The following is an 18,713-nucleotide window of genomic DNA, read 5'->3' on the forward strand; positions in this document are numbered from 1 at the left end:
CATATATACTCTGTCGGAATTTTTTTAAAAGATATTATAGTTTATAGATTTTAACTGTGTTTAGATTATTTTTGCTCCCTTGAATTGAAATTTCGATGCTGGTAGCAGAGGTGACATCATGTCGATTCAAAAAAAATACAAAGGAAAAATGTTGGAACCGGTTAAGTCGGTCCTTGGTAAGGGTAGTTCCATTGATTTCGATTTTACCTATTCGGTGTGGTGGAATATTCTTTTGATTACGATTGGTTCAGCAATTTGTTCGATTGCTGTAAAAAGTCTGGCGGTTCCGCATGAGTTTCTGGCCGGCGGCGTCTTCGGGTTGGCTTCACTGCTTTATTATAAAACGGGTGTGCTTTCACCGGGATTGCTGTTCTTTATTCTAAATGCTCCCGTATTTATTTTTGCATGGGTAAAAGTAAGCAGGCGTTTTTTTTGGTACAGTCTTTATGCCACCGTAGCCGCTACGGTGGCTTATGAGTGTATTTCAATTCCCATGGTCGTTCATAACCACACTTATGCGGCTGTCGCGTGCGGTGCAATGCTCGGATTCGGTGCCGGTACTGTGCTGCGAACACTGGGGTCGAACGGCGGTCTTGATGTGTTCGCCGTATATTTATTTCAGCGTTTCAATATCGGCATCGGCAAGGTTTACCTTGTGTTTAATACGATCCTTTTCAGCATGAGTATGTTTGAGCTGTCTCTGGATGTAATTATCGCGTCGCTGATTCTGGTTTTTATATCGGCCACCGTGGTGGAGCAGACTTTATCGATGTTCAACCAACGTAAGGTTGTTTTTATTATTTCGAATAATATTGAGATGATCAGCCATGATATCCTGCACGAGATGAAGCAGAGCGCGACTTTCATTAAAGGACAGGGGGCCTATCTCCGCGAGGATAAGAATATACTTATGACCGTGGTGAACAACATCCAGCTTAAAAAATTGGAAGAGATTGCTTTCCGGAATGATGATAAGGTGTTGTTTATAGTTGAAAATACTTTTTCCGTCATCGGGGCAAGTTTTTCACGCCGTAAAGTTTACTAGTTTAGTTTTTTACATCTCTGATTATAAGGCAGGCCGGACTCGTGGAGTTCGGCCTGTTTTGGCTTATGCACTATTATCCTTTTCTGTTGAGCTTCATGCCGGCGATGCGGTTCCTTCCTCCATTTTTGGCTTTGTACAATAATTCGTCGCAGGTACTTACAACCTCCAGCGGAGATAGTTCATGATTTCCGCTCAAGGTAAGAACCCCGATGCTGACAGTCACATATTCATTGATATCAGATCCTTCATGCGCAATAGCAAGACTCTCCACATGAGACCTGATATTTTCCGCCACAGTCAGAGCTCCTTCATAGTTTGTGAAAGACAGAATCGCTCCAAATTCTTCACCCCCGTAACGGAAGGCCATATCGGAAGGGCGTCTTAGTTCTCCCTGTAGAGCGTGGGCTATTCCCCTTAAACAATCATCTCCTACAACATGGCCATATATGTCGTTGAATTTTTTGAAATAGTCTACGTCGATCAGGATCAGTGTTATGGCTACACCTGAACGGGTGTGTTCTTTCAGCCTAAGTTGAAGCATTTCATCAAAGCGGCGTCTATTGTGAAGGCCTGTAAGAGCGTCTTTGTTGGCCAATTCGGCCAGAGTCTGATTGGTGGCTTCGAGCTCTTCTGTTGTGCTTGCGACGAGGTGTCCCAAAACTTTATGCAGCTGAAATCTTCTCAGGTCGAGCCCCTGGTAGCCGATTTCGTCCTGATGTCCTAAATTATTTTCCGAGATGCAGCGGTCGCTTTCCGAGAGAGCCAGAACTGTCATCGTCTGCTGGAAGAAATGCGTCGGTTCCATTGGAGCTGTGAAATATTCACCGAAGGTAAAAAATCCTGCTGAATTTTTACAACTTTTTAAGGCTTCCATCTCTAATGAAATGTTTTTCCCTAAAAGTTCTTTTCGGAAAGCACAGCTGTATACAAATACAGCTTCCGGAGTATATCCCTCAATTTTTTGTTTCAGGTGTAGTGCATTTTCTTCTAAAAGGCTGGCATCGTAAAAGCTGAAGCGTACCTGCTCTCCGGTGTGTACTTTTTGTATGAGCTCAAACGATCCGTCTTTATTTATTTCTGCGATAGGATTGGTAAACCAGATATCCCCCCTTTCAATCATAAGCGGAAAATGATTGATGAGGTATAGTGATGATTTTTCGGATTCAAGACCGAGGTAATATTTGTATATCTCAGCCACCGGCTTGTCATCTAAGCTGTATAAGCTGTTGCCTTGCGCTTGGGTTACCATCATTTTCTTGCCGAGCGGAGCCCATCCGAGAGCATAGAACGTATTGATGCAAAGTTCGGGATTAGCCAGAGATGCAGCAGCAAAGCCCTCATTGGAGAACCCTTTTTCTGTGAAGACGAAGACGTTACTGTCTAAAGTGTCTGTTCCTCCTGACTGACCTCCTGCTATTACTATATCGTGCAGCTGGTTGTTAAGACTTTGTAGAAAATCATTGCTGTTCACGAAGTTACCGTTTTTTATCCCACAGCCGAAAGCAATGACAGCCCTAGGTGAATTCTTTGCCAGCTCGGCACCCATTTTCAGACCAGCTGCGGAGAGATCCTCGTTTTGATCTATCAGTACTGTTTTGACTTCTGTCTGCTCAAAAAGAGATACGCTGATTACAATGGAGTCTATTATGTCCTGTGTATTGATGATTTCTCCGGCTGAACTGGCTCCGATAATCGCAACTCCGGGTAAATTTTGTATCAGTTTTGCACGCAGAGTTTTAATTTCATCTTGATTAGAGCGTCCGCAGAAGACTTGAATTAAAGTCCTGCTTGCTGAGTGTGAGGCAACTTTATGAAAAATTTCCTGAAGATCTTTCTCTTCGTTAAATTCAAAGCAGAAATGCTTCATTAAAAATGCTCCCTTACGGTTAGCAGGATAATTTCTGTTTATTCAGTGATTCATTTTTTCAAATATTTTAAATTAATAACATATAATATGCGCTTAGGAAATTAAACGTGAAAAAGCCCCCGTAACGAAGTTTCGGGGGCTTTTATGAATCTAAAAAAAACTATTTTGTAGCGGCATGTTTCTTCAGGTAAGCGCTTATGCGGTCACGCACATTTTTCTCAAGATTACGGTACCAGAAAGCGTAATCGAATTTGTGCAGGACTCCCGCTGGAAAATGGCCCAGTTCCAGTTTTTCCGGCGGGGTAGTAACAAGAGCACCTGTCTTCCTATCTACCTGCGCACCAGTGTAGTGCGGTACTTCGCGTTTTACGGTTCCCTTGAAATCGTCGAAAAATACCGCGCCGAGGTTGAGGTCCTTGCCCGCCGGGGTTTCATCAGTCGTCCATGTCAGAGGATTTATGCAGAATGCGCCGGGACGCAGCACCGGTGAACCGGTAGCTCCGGGAGCCTGAGTGTTCCACGAAATGATCACGCCGGTATCGTCAGCTTTTTGAGCGGTCTTGATCCAAGGATATTTTTTCAGGTCTTCGCCTGTGATCGAAAAACCGATGACATACGCAGCGACCAGCTGTTTTTGCAGCTTTTTGTCATGGAACCTGCTCCGTAACAGGTCGAGCATGACCACTGATCCCTGACTGTGTGAAGCCAGAATGAAAGGGCGGCCCTTGTTGAGGAATGAAAGGTAATAATCGAAAGCCCGGTGAACGTCGTCCGCTCCGATACGAAAGTAGCTGTTCAGAGTCATATCTTCGTTAGGATCAAGGCAGGCAAATGAGACCTGACGGTAATACGGGGCGAAGAGGTTGGCGGAAGCTGAGTATACACCGGCTTGAGCCTTTAGCAGCCCCTGAACATCGGAACGCAGTTCTTTATTGAACACGTCCATATTTTTCGGGCAGGTTCCGGGATAGATTGTCGGGTATACATAGAATACGTCAACCGGCTTATCAGGATTGGTCGGTCTGGATGCCCAGCTTATGGTTTTTGAGTAGTCGGGACATGCGGGAATATCGCAGGACTTCGCATTATCAGCGGCATAGGCTGCTGTAGCGGAAAGTAAAATTAATACGCAGGTGGTGAGTAATATTCGCATTGATTCCTCCTAAAGAAATTTAGTTCTCTCATATCAGAGTCTTTCGGTGTTGCAAATAAATATGTAACGCTGTCTTGAGAAGAAGGGCGAATTGTGCATAGTTCATGGTCCTAAGCTAATCTTCCTTTTCTATGGGTATTTCGATTTTAAATTTAGTCCCTTCTCCAACAGCAGACTCAACAAACATATTCCCTTTATGTTGTTCAGTTATTATAAAATATGAGACGGATAGACCAAGTCCGGTTCCTTTATCCACAGGTTTGGTTGTGTAAAAAGGTTCAAAGATTCTTGATTTGGTCTGTTCATCCATACCGGGACCATTATCTTCAATTTCAATAACGACTAGATTGTCTTGTTTATATGCTCGGCAATAAAAAGTGGACTTATCCTCTCCGTAGTCTTTTTCAATCATTGCTTCGGCACCGTTTTTAAAAAGGTTCAGAAGAACCTGCTGCATTTCATTGCTTTCACACATGACTAAAGGCAGGTCTTTGTCATATTCTCTAACTATCTTTATCTTCTTGAAGTCATAAAGTTTTTTTAGGTCATAGTCATTAGCTGCCAGCTCAATGGTATTGTCGATAAGAGTTGCCAGATCAATTCTTTCCATCTTCTTTTCGCTCTTGCGGCTGAAGCTAAGCATATTGTTTACAATCTTTGCCGCCCGGTTGCCGCTTTCCTCAATTATTTTGAGCATTCTGGGAACTTTCCTTTTTTTAAGGTATTCCTGCACCTGCTCAAGCTCAACACCACATTCACGGGCTATGCGCTTGTTGGAATCCATCGCGCTGAACAAACGATTGTCTATATTATATACGCTTGATAAAATGCCGGCCAATGGATTATTGATTTCATGAGCCATCCCGGCAGCAAGTCCGCCCAAAGACATCATCTTTTCTGATTGCACAAGCATCTCTTCAAGGTTTACGCGGCTGGTAATATTATCAATGCGGATAACTGCTCCTTGAACTCCGTCTGCAATCAACGGGTAGACCGTAATTTCTTCATAAATTATTTTCTCGTTTTCCCTTCGCATATATTTAGGGGTACTCTGCACGGTTCGTGAATTTATTGCTGTGCGGACATTCTTCATTTCAGCAGCAAGGCGCGGAGAAATATCTTCAATCCTTTTTCCTAGAACTTCACTCTTAGCAAGTCCGAAATCAATTTCACACTGGATGTTCCATTGAGTAATAACACCTTCAGCAGTAACACCAATTATATTTGACGGCATGGAATCGACAATATTTGAGAGATAGTTTTGCAGTGCTCGTACTTCCGTTTCTCTTTTGTGAAGTAGCTCTGCCATGTTGTCGAAAGCCTGTCCTAATTGGCCTATTTCTCCATCTGAATAGTCAACTCCGCTGCTGACATTTTTATCTCCATGACCAAATAAGGTTGTCGCTTGAGTCAATTTTTTGATTCTTGATACTATAGTAGTGTAGCCTAGGAACCAGGTCACTGCGAGAGCGAAACATAGTGAAAGAATACCCAGAATTGCTCCTTTAAGCATTGCCTCATTCGCTTCGGAGACAACAAATTTTTTGTTAAACCCTAAAAACATATACATGTATGGTGGAGTATCCGGAGCCAAACGGATAGGTTCAAAAGCAACAATGCGAGTAATATAGTCAGAGGTAAACGCTTCCACCATGCCCGGAGCATCAGTATTGTGGGCTGCGTTAAAAATTTTATCCTTGATAGGAAGTCCTAAGGCCATGTTCTTGGAGATTGGAATCCGGAAAAGACGTCTCCCCTGATAGTCGCACATCCCGAAAAAAGCGTCTGTTTCAAGTCCCGAATTATTAAACAAATCTTTGTAATGATTGAGATTTGTTCCAACGATGATAGCTCCGTTAGCTTCGCCATTGTCATCAAATACAGGTATGCCGAAAGGAAATGCTGAAATTTTAGTCTCCCGGCCTATTATGAATTCACCTGCGGCGAATTTGCCTGACGAAAGTGCGTCTTTAAATTGTTTCCTATCTGAAAAGTTGAACCCTTTGTCTTTGCCTTTGCCCTGAGCAACTACCGTTCCGTCAATGTTCAGCAGAAAAACGTTGGTGAAGATGGGGTTTGCCTTGAGCAGAGTTTTTAGGATGATAGCAGATTTTTCCGCATCTTTGTGTTTGATATCTGGCAGGGCGGCAACTGTCTGAAGTACGGCCTTGGTAGAACTGCTAATGGTGCGCTGGACTTCACTGAAGCCATGGAGAAATGTCCGCACATCCCGTTCTGCCATACGTATATCTTCCCGCCTTTGCTCCATTTCATGCAGTAACAAGGCCAGCAAAACCGGAATCGTTGCCAAGGCAACTAGAAACATAATTTTTTTTCGAATCGTACCTATAAAAAATAGCATTCACATCCCCTTGTACTACATCTTCCAAATTCGCAGAATGGAACTTCACAAAGGTCTATTTCCAACTTAATTATTACCATATTGATTTTTTAGCTGCAATTAATAACGGAAACGAGTTGGTTTTAATTTTCCCCGTTAGATAATCGTAAGTTCTGCAGGGCTAATTTATTGTTTTTACGCGTCATTCAGAATTATTATCGGAAGAGTTAGCTTTGGGATGATTTGTTGACATGGATATTGGATGTGTATTAGTGCATTTCTAGTGTTACTTTTTCAATATTTGTATTTGATGTGTTTGATGTTTTGTTAACTAATTTTAACAAAGGAGGCCATTCATGTCGGGATGCGCGCCTAAGTCCCCGCCCGCCGGGGCTGCAGCGGTTCAGCCTGCTGCGAATGTAAATGCCAAACGAATGGAGGGGGTTGAGTATAGTCTTTACGCTCCTCCTGTCGGGGTAGATGCAGGCACTATCAGGTTTATCAGGGTTGATGAATCCAAGTGTGAAGCCTGCGGGGCTTGTGAAGAGCATTGCGCAAGCGGAGCTATTCAGGAAATTAACAGTGACGGGATTCATCAGGTTGTTGATCCCGCTGCCTGTATGAATTGCGGCCAGTGCCTTACCAACTGTCCTTATGGCGCAATCTACGAGGGAGTTTCTTTCGTGGATGAGCTTGCAGCTAAACTCAAGGATCCGGATACTATTGTTGTATCCATGCCTGCTCCGGCTGTTCGTTACGGTCTTGGTGAATGTTTCGGTGCTCCCACCGGCACATATGTCGGCGGTAAAATGCACGCTGCTTTGCGTAAGCTTGGATTCGATTACATCTGGGATAACGAATTCACTGCTGACGTAACCATCATGGAAGAAGGCACCGAGCTTCTGAACAGGGTCAAGAGTCAGGGAAGCAAGGACGCAATGCCCTTGCCGCAGTTCACTTCCTGCTGTCCGGGCTGGGTGAAGTTTGCCGAAACCTTTTATCCTGATCTTATTCCCAACCTCTCCACCTGCAAATCACCTATCGGTATGCTTGGTCCTTTGGCTAAGACATACGGCGCCAAGGAAACAAAGACAGACGGTAAAAAGATTTACACTGTTTCCATTATGCCCTGTATCGCCAAAAAGTACGAAGGTGTGCGCAGTGAGTTGGATGACGCAGGGTTTGATCGTGATATCGATGCGACCATAAACACCCGTGAACTGGCTTATATGATTAAGTCCGCAGGAATTGATTTCAATAACCTGCCTGACGAAGATCCTGATCCGGTCCTCGGTGAATCCACAGGCGCGGCTACCATTTTCGGTAACAGCGGCGGGGTAATGGAAGCGGCTTTAAGGCTCGCTTACGAAGTACTTTCCGGTACCAAGCTTGCCAACCCCGATATCAAAGTTGTACGTACCCATGAAGGCATCAACACTGCCGATGTTGAAGTTCCAAACTTTGGGACTGTAAAAGTGGCGGTTGCCAGCGGACTCGGCAATGCGGCCAAGCTGTGCGACGAAGTTCGCGCGGGAAAATCTCCTTATCATTTTATTGAGATTATGACCTGTCCCGGCGGTTGCGTTAACGGTGGCGGACAGCCGCTTGATCCTGAAATTAGGGCTTCCCTGTTCAGGTCAACCGTGGCCCAGATCAATAAGCGGTTCAGAGCCCGCAAAATCAAGGCATAAGGAGGAACTGGTATGAAATTAAGCAGACGCAGTTTCATCAAGGCCGCAGGTGCGGTGGCCGGGTATGCGGTTCTGGGCGTAAATGTCGCCAAAGAGGCAGTAGCGGAGGTCATGGACTTTGTTGCCCGCCGTCAGAACTCTGTTTATGCGGCTGATGCCAACAAGAATATCTACAAGTACAGAAAATCTCAGGATAACCCTATGATCGTAAAACTTTACGATCCTAAAACAGGTTTCCTGCATGATGGTCCTTGCGGACATGAATCCCACCATCTTCTGCATACTCATTATTATGATCGCAGCAGTAAGATTGAGGCCCTGAAAGACAAGGGTGTTAATCTGAATCTTTAGAATATTACAAAAAAGCGTTAACCTGAGGTGAGGATTCATCTGGCCCAAGGGTAGACGCGAGCATTGGAGGCTGTTTTTGTAAAATAGCCTGTGTCTTTCTTACCGGCAAATTACCGAGGAAAAGGGTTAGTCCTGACTTCCTGCAGGGTTTTCCCGGCAAGCTCCGGAAGCTCTCAGCCGCTTCTTTACTTCGATCATTGCGGAGCATTTTTAAATGGATAAGCGTTTAGGAATTATAGGAATAACCATTAAAGACAGATATAAATCAGCGCCAAAAGTAAACCGGACACTAAGTGAGCACGGTGAAATTATTGTAGGGCGCATGGGTCTTCCTTTCCGCGAAAAGGGCGTGAATGTCATCGGAATAATCATCGAGGCAACCACGGACGAGGTCGGGGCATTGACCGGGCAACTGGGCATGCTTCAAGGCGTAAAAGTCAAATCATTACTCGTGTAGGAAAGGAGACTGTCATGAATAAAAATACCACCCTCGGAACTGATCTTGAGTCATTTATTGATGAAGAGCTAATTTGGTCGGAAATGGAAAAAGCCACCAATCCGGAACCGGCCCTTGTCCGCGACATAATAGTAAAAGCCAAAGAGAGAAAAGGTCTAACTCCCTTTGAGGCAGCGGTTTTGCTGAAGAATGAGGACAAGGAGCTTGATAATGAAATTTTTGAAGCCGCCATTGAGGTAAAGAAAGGGATCTATGGTAACAGGCTGGTCCTTTTTGCACCTCTTTATGTCAGTAACGAATGTGCCAACCAGTGTGCATATTGCGGATTCAACGCTACTAATGAAGATCTTGAACGCCGTACCCTCAGTGCCGAAGAAATTCATAAAGAAGTCGAAGTCCTTGAAAATCTTGGCCATAAACGCCTCCTTCTGGTTTACGGTGAGCATCCCAAATATAATGCCGATTGGATTGCCCAGACAGTCAGAGAAGTCTACTCCGTAACTTCACGCAAGAGCGGCGAAATTCGCAGGGTCAATATCAACTGTGCCCCGCTGGATGTAGAAGGATTCAGGAAACTGCATGATGTGGGTATCGGTACCTACCAGTGTTTCCACGAAACCTACCATCAGGAAACATACAAGAAATATCATCTCGCAGGACGTAAAACAGATTACAACTGGCGTCTTTATGCCATGCACAGAGCTATGGAGGCCGGTATTGATGATGTGGGTATGGGTGCGCTTTTCGGTCTTTTTGACCCGATCTTCGAGGTTATGGGCCTTCTTTACCATGCCAAACAGCTGGAAAAGGATTGCGGGGTTGGTCCGCATACTCTTTCTTTTCCCCGCATTGAGCCTGCGCAGAATTCTGATCTGGCATTGAATCCTCCTTTCCAGTCTTCTCCTCATGATTTCAAGAAAATTGTAGCTGTTCTGCGTCTGGCAGTGCCGTATACCGGTCTCATACTGTCCACCAGAGAAAATAAAGAGACCCGTAAAGAATTGCTCGAAGTCGGTGTTTCTCAGATTTCAGGTGGATCACGCACTTATCCCGGTGCCTACAGCGATCCTGAATATGACCGCCCCGAGGTACAGCAGTTCTGTATCGGTGATAATCGTTCATTGGATGAAACCATTCGTTCCATCGTCGGTGATCATGGTTATGTGCCTTCATGGTGTACCGCCTGTTATCGTCTTGGACGTACCGGGGAGCATTTTATGGAATTGGCTAAAACCGGATTTATCCAGAAATTCTGCCTGCCCAACGGCTTGCTGACTTTTAAGGAATATCTTGAGGACTACGCTTCCGAAGAGACCAGGAAAGTCGGTGAAGAATTGATCAGGAATGAAATTGAAAACTACGCTGACCCTGAACGCCGTAAACTGCTGACTGATCGTCTTTCCCGTATGGAAAAAGGCGAGCGGGATCTGTACCTGTAATTAATTTCCGGAGGAAACATGTCTGAATCCGGAAAATGTGCTTTCCGTTTAGAGAAGGACGCGCTGGGTGAAATGGAGATCCCGGCGGAAGCTTATTACGGCATCCATACCCGGCGGGCTATGCTTAATTTCCCGCTCTCGGATTGCAGAATTCATGAACGGTTTATCCGCGCATTCGGGCAGGTAAAAGAAGCCTGCGCTGCCGTGAATATGAAATTAGGCTTTCTGGATCAAAGGATCGGAAAGGCGGTTCTAACGGCATGCAAAGATGTTTCCTCCGGAAAATTAAGCAGCAGTATAGTGGTCGATCCGTATCAGGGTGGTGCTGGAACTTCCACCAATATGAATTTCAACGAAGTTATAGCCAACAGGGCGATTGAAATATTGGGAGGGAGGCATGGTGAGTACGGGCTGGTTCATCCCGTGGATCATGTAAACATGCATCAATCCACCAATGATGTTTATCCCACGGCTTTAAAGGTTGCGGCTCTCGCGCTGCTTGTTGATCTGGAAAAAGAAGTTTCAAAACTTCAGGAAGAATTACAGCGCAAAGAGTCTGAATTCTCGCAGGTTGTAAAAGTGGGACGGACGCAACTGATGGACGGTGTTCCCATGACAATGGGGATGACCTTCGGGGCTTTTTCAGATGCGGTGGCCCGTGATCGCTGGCGTATCTTCAAGTGCCGTGAAAGGATTAAAAAGGTTAATCTCGGTGGAACTGCCGTTGGAACAGGGCTTGGTGCTCCGCGTGACTATATTCTTCAGGTCGCTGGGGAATTGAAAAATATTTGCGGCTTGCCTGTTTCAAGGGCGGAGAATCTTGTCGATGCCACTCAGAATTCGGATTCTTTTGTAGAGGTATCCGGAATGCTCAAGTCCTATGCAACAAATCTGATGAAGATTTCAAATGATTTGCGATTGCTAAGCAGCGGACCAGCCACCGGCCTTGGAGAGATCAAATTGCCCGCACGTCAATGCGGTTCGTCCATTATGGCCGGAAAGATCAACCCGGTTATACCAGAATCTGTAGTGCAGGTGACCCTGCAGGTGATGGGGAATGATCAGACCTTAACCCTTGCTGCGTCCATGGCCCAACTGGAGCTAAATCAGTTTATGCCACTTCTGGCGCACAATCTTCTTAATTCCTTGAGCCTGCTGGTAAATGTGACTCGGAGTTTTTCCCGCAATTGTGTGCAGGGAATTTCCCCGGATAAGGAGCGCTGCAGGATGCATGTTGAGTCGAGCTATGCTCTGGCAACTGTTTTAGTTCCGGTTCATGGTTATGATTTTGTGGAGAAGCTGGTTGATAGTTGCCGGAAATCCGGGCGAACCCTGCGTGATGAAATGATTTTTCAGGGTGTTGCCGGAGCTGATGAAGTTGAAGAACTTCTATCGCCACAACGGCTTTGCAAGCAGGGATTTACACTGGATGAAGTGAAGGGGGGAATAAGAAAATGAAGCTTGTGAGCGGTGTCGGAGATTTGAATATCCCACATATGTTTGCCGAGGCACAGCGGAGAATTGTTCTCCACGCAGCGGTTTACGGTCCATTTTCAAAATCGGAAGTTCATATTCAGGGATTGGAAAAGGCACTGTCTCGAACCGGTTTCAGCCGTCTTGATGTAATTGCCTTACAACCTACATGCGAAAAGATATGGTCTGATCCGTTTCTAAGTGCTCTGCGTTTTGGGATTTCCCGGCAGTCTGTTGCGGATGAGCTTGATTATTCAAGTTCGTTTTTGCAGGAACTTTCTATGCGTTATCCCGATAAGGTTAATGTTTACCTAGCCTGTAATCTGCCCTGTCTGCCTTTGGTTATTGTGGATGATACCATTTGTTTCGGTCAGTATGCCCACGCCAGTTTTCATGCTCCCGAAGGTTTCTGGGGATGCGTGCATGCTGATGTGGAAGCTCTTTTTAATTGGGCGGAATCAGGAAGGGTTCCGCATGGTGTTAATGCTGACGAAATTGCCGCGTTCAGGCTGGTAAGCGAGTGCTCAAGGGCAATGAAGTGCGGCGGCGCGGCTGAAGGAGTGGAGGATGGCTGTGCTTGGGCGTGATGGCATCATTTATTACCTTAATGGCGGGAATGATGATGAATTATATTCCACTGCCGATAATCTGCGGCAGTCTTCTTTTGGTCAGGAAGTATATTTACGGGCCATTGTCGAGTTTTCTAATGTCTGCAATAAAAAATGTAACTATTGCGGGTTGCGCGCTCCAAATTCAAAGGTAAGCCGTTACCGGATGGGCATCGACGAAATTATTGAATCCGCCTGTATGGCAGCTGAAGCCGGCGCGCGTACCATTGTTCTGCAATCCGGGGATGATTTCAGTTATTCGCCTGCTCAGATTGCGGACATCATTTCAAGGATTAAGGAATCCCATGATGTGGCGGTGACTCTTTCACTGGGGGACCGCAGTGCTGCTGAGTATAAGCAATGGTTCAATTGCGGGGCTGATCGGTGTCTGCTCAAGCTTGAAACCACAGATGCTGATATTTATGAAAAAATCAGGTGTGGTGAAAATTTTCATGAGCGTATGGAGTTGCTGAGGTCCTTGCAGGAGATCGGTTATGAAGTAGGGTCCGGTATCATTGTGGGTTTGCCTGACTATACCGTGGAGCAGCTGGCGGATGATCTGCTTTTTCTTAGCAATCTTGAGCTTGATATGATCGCGGCAGGACCGTTTATCCCGCATCCCGATACGCCTTATTCCCCTGCCGTAACCGGTGATATTGATATATCTTTCAGGTTTACAGCTTTGGCCCGTTTGCTCAATCCTTTTTCCAATATTCCTGCGACCTCAGCTCTTGATTCATTTGATTCAGAGGGCAGAAAAAAAGGTTTGCAGCGAGGGTGTAACGTCATCATGCCGTCGGTCACGCCTGTCGGGCAGCGCAAAGATTATAATATTTATCCCGGCAAGAATTCTGTTTCCGTTGATGTTGTCGATACTATTTCCCGAGCTGAAGAATTAGTGCGCGCACTGGATTTTATTCCTTCAGCTTCCAAAGGTTCTTCAAGGAGAATGAATAATGTCCAATAAGGCTCCGCGCGGTGTGCGGTTGGTGATAACTCTTGTCGGCAAACGCAATGCCGGCAAATCCTCATTGATAAATGCAATTGCCGGGCAGGATGTTGCGATTGTTTCAGACCAGCCCGGAACGACCACTGATCCGGTGGCAAAGCATTATGAGTTGCTCCCTCTCGGGCCGGTCACCTTTTATGATACGGCCGGTCTTGATGATGCCGGAGAAGTCGGTGAATTACGCATAAAATCCACCAATAAGGTTATGATGCGCACTGACCTCGCGCTGATTGTCGTGGGAGAAGGGGGGATGACCAATTATGAGCTGGAGTTGATCAACAGGCTTACTGAATTGGATATTCCGTATCTGGTGGCTTTTAATAAAAACGATCTTTGCGAACCGTTTGAGGCTGATATGGATTACTGCCGTCAGCGTGGTATTCCATACTATAAAACCTCAGTGTTGGAAGCCTGTTCCATCGAGGAACTCAAGGAAGCAATCATCACGCTGGCCCCGGAGGAAATGAAGCGCGACCCAGTCCTCGCCGGGGACCTGTTCGGTGAAGGTGATTGGGTCGTCTGCGTGGTTCCCATTGATCTTGCCGCCCCCAAAGGAAGGCTGATCCTTCCGCAGGTGCAGGTTTTGCGTGAGATTCTTGATTGCGATGCTGTAGGGGTAACTGTGAAAGAGCGCGAGATTGAGGAAACATTGTCGTCCTTGAAGCGCAATCCGGCTTTGGTCATAACGGATTCACAGGTTGTAATGAGCGTTGCCGGGGATGTTCCTGATGATATCCCTCTGACTACTTTTTCCACACTTTTTGCACGCTACAAAGGGGATTTACCCAGTCTTGTACAAGGGGCAGAAGCTATTGATTCCTTGCAGGATGGGGATACCGTTTTGATGGGAGAAGCCTGCTCACATCATCCTGTTGCCGATGATATTGGCAAGGTTAAGATTCCTCGCTGGATTCGCCAGTATACCGGAAAGGATATCAATTTTGTTATGTATTCCGGGCATGATTTCCCGGAAGATTTGGAGCGTTTCAAACTGGTAATCCATTGTGGTGCTTGTATGCTAAACCGCAGTGAGATGCTGCGTCGCATCAAGGAATGTCAACGCAGCGGAGTTCCGGTTACCAATTACGGTGTGGCGATATCGAAAGTCCAGGGAGTGCTTGACCGGGTTATCAGTCCTTTTCGTATGTAGTAATTCTACTATAAATTAAGGCCAGAGTCCGTCTCCATGTTTGAGATGAACTCTGGCCTTTTTTTGTTTTCGGCATCCCCGCGGACCTGACAGCTGTGATAGGTGCTATCAGGCCCGCGGTCGAATCAGGGTTAGTTACGTCCGAGTCGCCGTGGGATTCGAAAAACTTTTCGCCCGAGGGTGGAGGTAGATCTTCTTGGATTGATTCAAGAAGTTGAAAAGCGCGCTGAGCAGTAGCTGCTTCTCAGACTTGGGCCGTTTTTCTAAAATCTGTTGTAAACAACATCGTGTTACGAGTCAACAAAAGATGTCACAATTGTATCATTAAACTTAAAAATGTTTGATCGAGGCCGGGTGCTTAGAAATATCGATAGCCGGTGCCGCATGCCTTAGACACATGGCGTCAGGGAAGTGTAGTGAATATGTTTGAAATGTAAGTCTTTTGGCGGACAGACAGGATTAGAATTATAATCTATTAATCATTTATAAAGCCACTGGAAGATAAAGGTGTCTTTTGAGAAAAGCCTCATAACCAATTAACAGGACTTGGAGTGGCGGAGTCATAACCTTGAATTGCAGTAAGGAGATATGATGAAATTTTTTACAACAATATTTTCGGCTATACTGTTATGTACACTCTTTGTTTCTATAGCCCAAGCCAACAGTCTGTGTCAGGGAAAGGAAGGACTCTGGATCAGTACCCCCACGCAAGATCCTAATTTCGGCAACTACTACTTAGGTGGTATGTGCGACAACAACTCCTGCTATCACATCACTATTTCCAACGATGCCCAAGGTGAAGACATGGTCGGACTTACATTTACCTGCCAAGAAATCGGAGACGGTCAGGGCAGAATTCAATGGGTGTTTGTGGACACAAAAACCGGTGAAAAACAGGAATTCGAAGCAAATCTTTCGGAAGTTAACGAAATCCTTCGAGACTCCCTCAACGAATAACAATTACTCGCTAAGGAGGTATAGTAGGAAGAACCTCCTATTCCGCATACAGGCGAAGATCTTATTCAGGATAATATAATGAGAATATTACCAGCATTTTTTGTCGTGTTGAGCCTGATCTGTTTCGGCTGCACTTCAGCTCCGGTACAGGTAAAAGAAACTGCGAGCTATAAACAGTCAGGGAAAGCGTCATACTACGCAGATAAATTTCAAGGAAGATCGACGGCCAGCGGTGAACCATACGATAAAAAGGCTATGACAGGCGCACACCGGAAATTACCTTTTGGTACACGGGTACGGGTAACAAACATAGCAAATGGGAAAAGCGTCATCGTGCGAATAAATGATCGCGGTCCATTCACGAAAGGTCGCGTTATTGATCTTTCTCGCGCTGCTTTCAGTTCTATTGGCAACACGGCTGCAGGAATCCTTTTTGTTACCGTTGAGATTATTGATTAACGCTCTCGTTTAAAATTTAATTATTATAGCAGAGTGGGTGGCAAAGCTATGCCTGTCCGCACTTTGGCGGACAGACATAGTTTTTTATTTTTTATAAGTAGGGACTTAAATCCAAGGAGATTTATAAAATGGAATTTATGGAAGCTGTTAAAACATGCATACGGAAATATGCTACATTTAAGGGTAGTGCCGGTAGGCCTGAGTTTTGGTACTGGGTGCTCTTTACATGGATTCTTTCCATGATTGCCTACACCATCGATACAGCTATTTCCGGCAGCACCGATCCCCTGACCCGGTCATTGCTCGCCTCAAATATAGTCGTTTTCATCACCGTTGTTCCTACTATGGCTGTCAGCGTTCGGCGCCTGCATGATGTCGGGCGTTCCGGATGGTGGTTCCTGCTTACATTTACCGTAATTGGAGCATTGCTGCTGCTCTATTGGTATGTTTGTCCAAGCAAAAAACAACAGGCTTGTTAATTCTGTTTAATGGGACCCAATGGTGCCACGACAATCATTATTAACAGCTAGGCTTTTAGATCCATCAACAAAACAGATATTGAGGAAAGTACTGACGCTATTTACCGATGGAACCGGTCATTTCGATTAGGGCTCCTTTCATTTCAATGCAAGAAGGAATACCGAGCAATGAATAAAATCGTTAAAATCATACTGGGTGCTTGTGCCGCTGTCGTGCTCCTTTCGTTCGCTGCCATCTTACTGATCACGGTCGTAGTTGATCCCAATGAGTACAAGGATGAAATAGTTCAACTGGTCCGGGAAAAGACCGAACGTAAGTTAACTTTTGAGGGAGACATCGAGCTGAATTTTTATCCGTATATCGGTTTTAAAATCGGAGCCGTAGCTTTGGGTAATGCTCCGGGATTTCCTGACCTTGATATGGCCCGCATAAATAATGCGGAAGTTTCTCTGCGTTTGATACCGCTCCTGTCCGGTAAAGTGGCTGTCGGCAAAGTAATACTGGATGGACTTTCTTTGCACCTTGTCAAAAATTCTCAGGGCATCGCCAATTGGGATGATATGGCTGGGGACAGTAAAGAGGTGGAGACTGCTTCTGCCGATCTTCCCTTTGATTCTGAAAACGGTAGCAGCGTTTTGAACTTTGAAGATATTTCCGTTCAGGGGATCGAGATTACCGATGCCAATTTGCTTTACACGGATTTACAGAATGATTCCAAGACATCCATCGGCAATCTCAACCTGAAATTAGGAGCGATTCAGGGAAATTCAAGTTTTCCCTTCGAACTCGGATTTGAATTCAAATTGGATCAGCCGAGCATGACACTCCAGCCGCACCTAACAGGAAATATTCAATTAAACCCTGCAGCCAAAACAGTTGCCTTTGATAACCTTGCCCTGTCAGTTCTTGACCTGCGTCTTACAGGACAGGTGCATGCCGAAGCTCAGAGCGTCCCTCCCACTTTTTCCGGAAGCATGCAGCTGGCGGAAACATCCCTGCGCGAATTGATAACGAAGTTTGGAGCAAAAATACCCGAAATGTCGGATTCCGATGCATTGAAGCGATTTTCGGCTGAAATGCAGTTTGATGGAACCGATAATTCCGCTGAATTGAAATCCCTCACAGTCAAGCTCGACGACAGTACGCTCACTGCCGAAGCGAAAGTTGTAAATTACGCCGCACCTCAGATCTCCATAAATGCTATGGTTGATGCCTTTGATGCCGACCGTTACCTGCCTTCGCAAGCTAAATCGGAATCAGAAAACAAGCCTGAACAGGAAACTGCAGCCCCTGATTCCGCCCAACCTGTGAAGGAACCGAATCTGGATGCACTTCGTAATCTGATTCTTGATGCCCGGTTGAAAATCGGCAGTTTCAAGGTGCAGAAAGTACAAGCCACAGACATTCTGATCGATGTCGATGCTCATGATGGCGTGCTTGCTGTGAATCCCTCCTTTAATCTCTATGACGGACAATTTGAGGCACAAACCCGGCTTGATGCAAATGGCGAAATTCCCCGTTGGAGTGGAAGCGGTAAATTGCAGAAACTTGATACCCGGTCTTTACTGCATGACCTGCTTGGAAAGGATCTAATAAGCGGCACCGCTTTAGTTGAATATAACCTTTCAGGATCGGGATTAACACCTGATGGAGTTAAGAAAACCGTGAGCGGTACTGCTGCCTTTGCTGTTACTGAAGGGGCGGTTCTAGGTGTCGATGTTGCCAAGATGATCCGTGACAGCTGGAACAAAATTATGGGGGCTGATGAAGAAGGAGACGAGACAGGCAATTTCAATTTTTCCAGCCTTGAAGCTTCAGCGACACTGAAGAACGGGCATATCATTAACAATGATTTGTTGTTTGATTCCCAACTGGTGGAATCCACTGGTGCAGGTTGGGCAGATCTGCCTGATGGCAGAATTGATTATAAGGCAATGGTTACCGTTGTCGGTTCTCTTGACGGGCTTGAGGGCGAAATTCTGGATACCGTCAAGGACATTCCTCTGCCTCTGCGTGTGAAGGGAAAACTCAATGATCCTTCTATCGGTCTGGATGAGGATGCAATGACCAAGTTACTGGTGACTGCCGGTATCAGTCTCGGACTGGATACACTTGCCGATTCGCTGTTGGGGGATATGGACAAAGATGATTCACACGCAGACGAAGCCGGAACTGATGCTTCAGATGATTATGATGACGATAGTGATGATTTGTTTGGGGATTTGTTTTGATT

Annotated in this window: 16 protein-coding genes; 13 read left to right on the plus strand and 3 right to left on the minus strand. The window is 45.6% G+C overall.

Annotated elements, in window-relative coordinates; translation table 11 throughout:
• Positions 1-148 precede the first annotated feature (148 nt).
• A complete protein-coding gene (locus tag ACKU35_RS08675; RefSeq protein ID WP_319765365.1) occupies positions 149-1,045 on the plus strand; it encodes a YitT family protein in 897 nt (298 codons plus the stop codon).
• Between the two features lie 73 nt (positions 1,046-1,118).
• Here ACKU35_RS08675 and ACKU35_RS08680 read toward each other — a convergent pair whose 3' ends face one another.
• The 3 genes from ACKU35_RS08680 to ACKU35_RS08690 form a co-directional block, all read right to left on the minus strand.
• On the minus strand, positions 1,119-2,912 hold the full coding sequence (locus ACKU35_RS08680; RefSeq protein WP_319765047.1) for a diguanylate cyclase: 1,794 nt from the start codon (positions 2,910-2,912) through the stop codon (positions 1,119-1,121).
• Between the two features lie 160 nt (positions 2,913-3,072).
• Positions 3,073-4,065, minus strand: a complete 993-nt coding sequence (locus ACKU35_RS08685; protein ID WP_319765049.1) for a DUF3089 domain-containing protein — start codon at positions 4,063-4,065, stop codon at positions 3,073-3,075.
• Positions 4,066-4,180: 115 nt separating this feature from the next.
• Positions 4,181-6,427: an ATP-binding protein gene (locus ACKU35_RS08690; protein WP_319765051.1), complete on the minus strand. Its 2,247-nt coding sequence runs from the start codon at positions 6,425-6,427 to the stop codon at positions 4,181-4,183.
• Between the two features lie 413 nt (positions 6,428-6,840).
• On the opposite strand from ACKU35_RS08690, the gene ACKU35_RS08695 reads away from it, so the two are divergent.
• From ACKU35_RS08695 to ACKU35_RS08750, 12 genes are all read left to right on the plus strand, one after another.
• Positions 6,841-8,097 carry a [FeFe] hydrogenase, group A gene (locus ACKU35_RS08695; RefSeq protein WP_319765367.1) on the plus strand — a complete coding sequence of 419 codons (1,257 nt, stop codon included), beginning with the start codon at positions 6,841-6,843 and terminating at the stop codon, positions 8,095-8,097.
• 12 nt (positions 8,098-8,109) lie between these two features.
• Positions 8,110-8,448, plus strand: coding sequence for an iron hydrogenase small subunit (locus tag ACKU35_RS08700; protein WP_319765052.1), 339 nt, complete (start codon positions 8,110-8,112; stop codon positions 8,446-8,448).
• A 214-nt stretch (positions 8,449-8,662) separates the two neighbouring features.
• Positions 8,663-8,905 carry a TM1266 family iron-only hydrogenase system putative regulator gene (locus tag ACKU35_RS08705; RefSeq protein WP_163352432.1) on the plus strand — a complete coding sequence of 81 codons (243 nt, stop codon included), beginning with the start codon at positions 8,663-8,665 and terminating at the stop codon, positions 8,903-8,905.
• A 14-nt stretch (positions 8,906-8,919) separates the two neighbouring features.
• Positions 8,920-10,344, plus strand: coding sequence for a [FeFe] hydrogenase H-cluster radical SAM maturase HydG (hydG, locus tag ACKU35_RS08710; RefSeq protein ID WP_319765055.1), 1,425 nt, complete (start codon positions 8,920-8,922; stop codon positions 10,342-10,344).
• 18 nt (positions 10,345-10,362) lie between these two features.
• Positions 10,363-11,802, plus strand: a complete 1,440-nt coding sequence (locus tag ACKU35_RS08715; protein ID WP_319765057.1) for an aspartate ammonia-lyase — start codon at positions 10,363-10,365, stop codon at positions 11,800-11,802.
• Positions 11,799-12,404 carry a hypothetical protein gene (locus ACKU35_RS08720; RefSeq protein ID WP_319765059.1) on the plus strand — a complete coding sequence of 202 codons (606 nt, stop codon included), beginning with the start codon at positions 11,799-11,801 and terminating at the stop codon, positions 12,402-12,404. The genes ACKU35_RS08715 and ACKU35_RS08720 overlap by 4 nt, the downstream gene beginning before the upstream one ends.
• A complete protein-coding gene (hydE, locus tag ACKU35_RS08725; protein WP_319765061.1) occupies positions 12,385-13,392 on the plus strand; it encodes a [FeFe] hydrogenase H-cluster radical SAM maturase HydE in 1,008 nt (335 codons plus the stop codon). The genes ACKU35_RS08720 and hydE overlap by 20 nt, the downstream gene beginning before the upstream one ends.
• Positions 13,382-14,584, plus strand: a complete 1,203-nt coding sequence (gene hydF, locus ACKU35_RS08730; protein WP_319765063.1) for a [FeFe] hydrogenase H-cluster maturation GTPase HydF — start codon at positions 13,382-13,384, stop codon at positions 14,582-14,584. Before hydE ends, hydF begins: the two co-directional genes overlap by 11 nt.
• A 591-nt stretch (positions 14,585-15,175) precedes the next feature.
• Positions 15,176-15,541, plus strand: a complete 366-nt coding sequence (locus ACKU35_RS08735; protein WP_319765065.1) for a hypothetical protein — start codon at positions 15,176-15,178, stop codon at positions 15,539-15,541.
• Between the two features lie 78 nt (positions 15,542-15,619).
• Positions 15,620-16,000: a septal ring lytic transglycosylase RlpA family protein gene (locus ACKU35_RS08740; RefSeq protein ID WP_319765067.1), complete on the plus strand. Its 381-nt coding sequence runs from the start codon at positions 15,620-15,622 to the stop codon at positions 15,998-16,000.
• Between the two features lie 128 nt (positions 16,001-16,128).
• Entirely contained in the window at positions 16,129-16,479 is a 351-nt protein-coding gene (locus ACKU35_RS08745; protein WP_319765068.1) for a DUF805 domain-containing protein, read from the plus strand.
• Between the two features lie 168 nt (positions 16,480-16,647).
• Positions 16,648-18,711: an AsmA family protein gene (locus tag ACKU35_RS08750; RefSeq protein ID WP_319765070.1), complete on the plus strand. Its 2,064-nt coding sequence runs from the start codon at positions 16,648-16,650 to the stop codon at positions 18,709-18,711.
• Positions 18,712-18,713: the final 2 nt, after the last annotated feature.

This window comes from Maridesulfovibrio sp., from assembly GCF_963676065.1.
In the GTDB taxonomy this organism is placed as follows: Bacteria; Desulfobacterota; Desulfovibrionia; order Desulfovibrionales; family Desulfovibrionaceae; genus Maridesulfovibrio.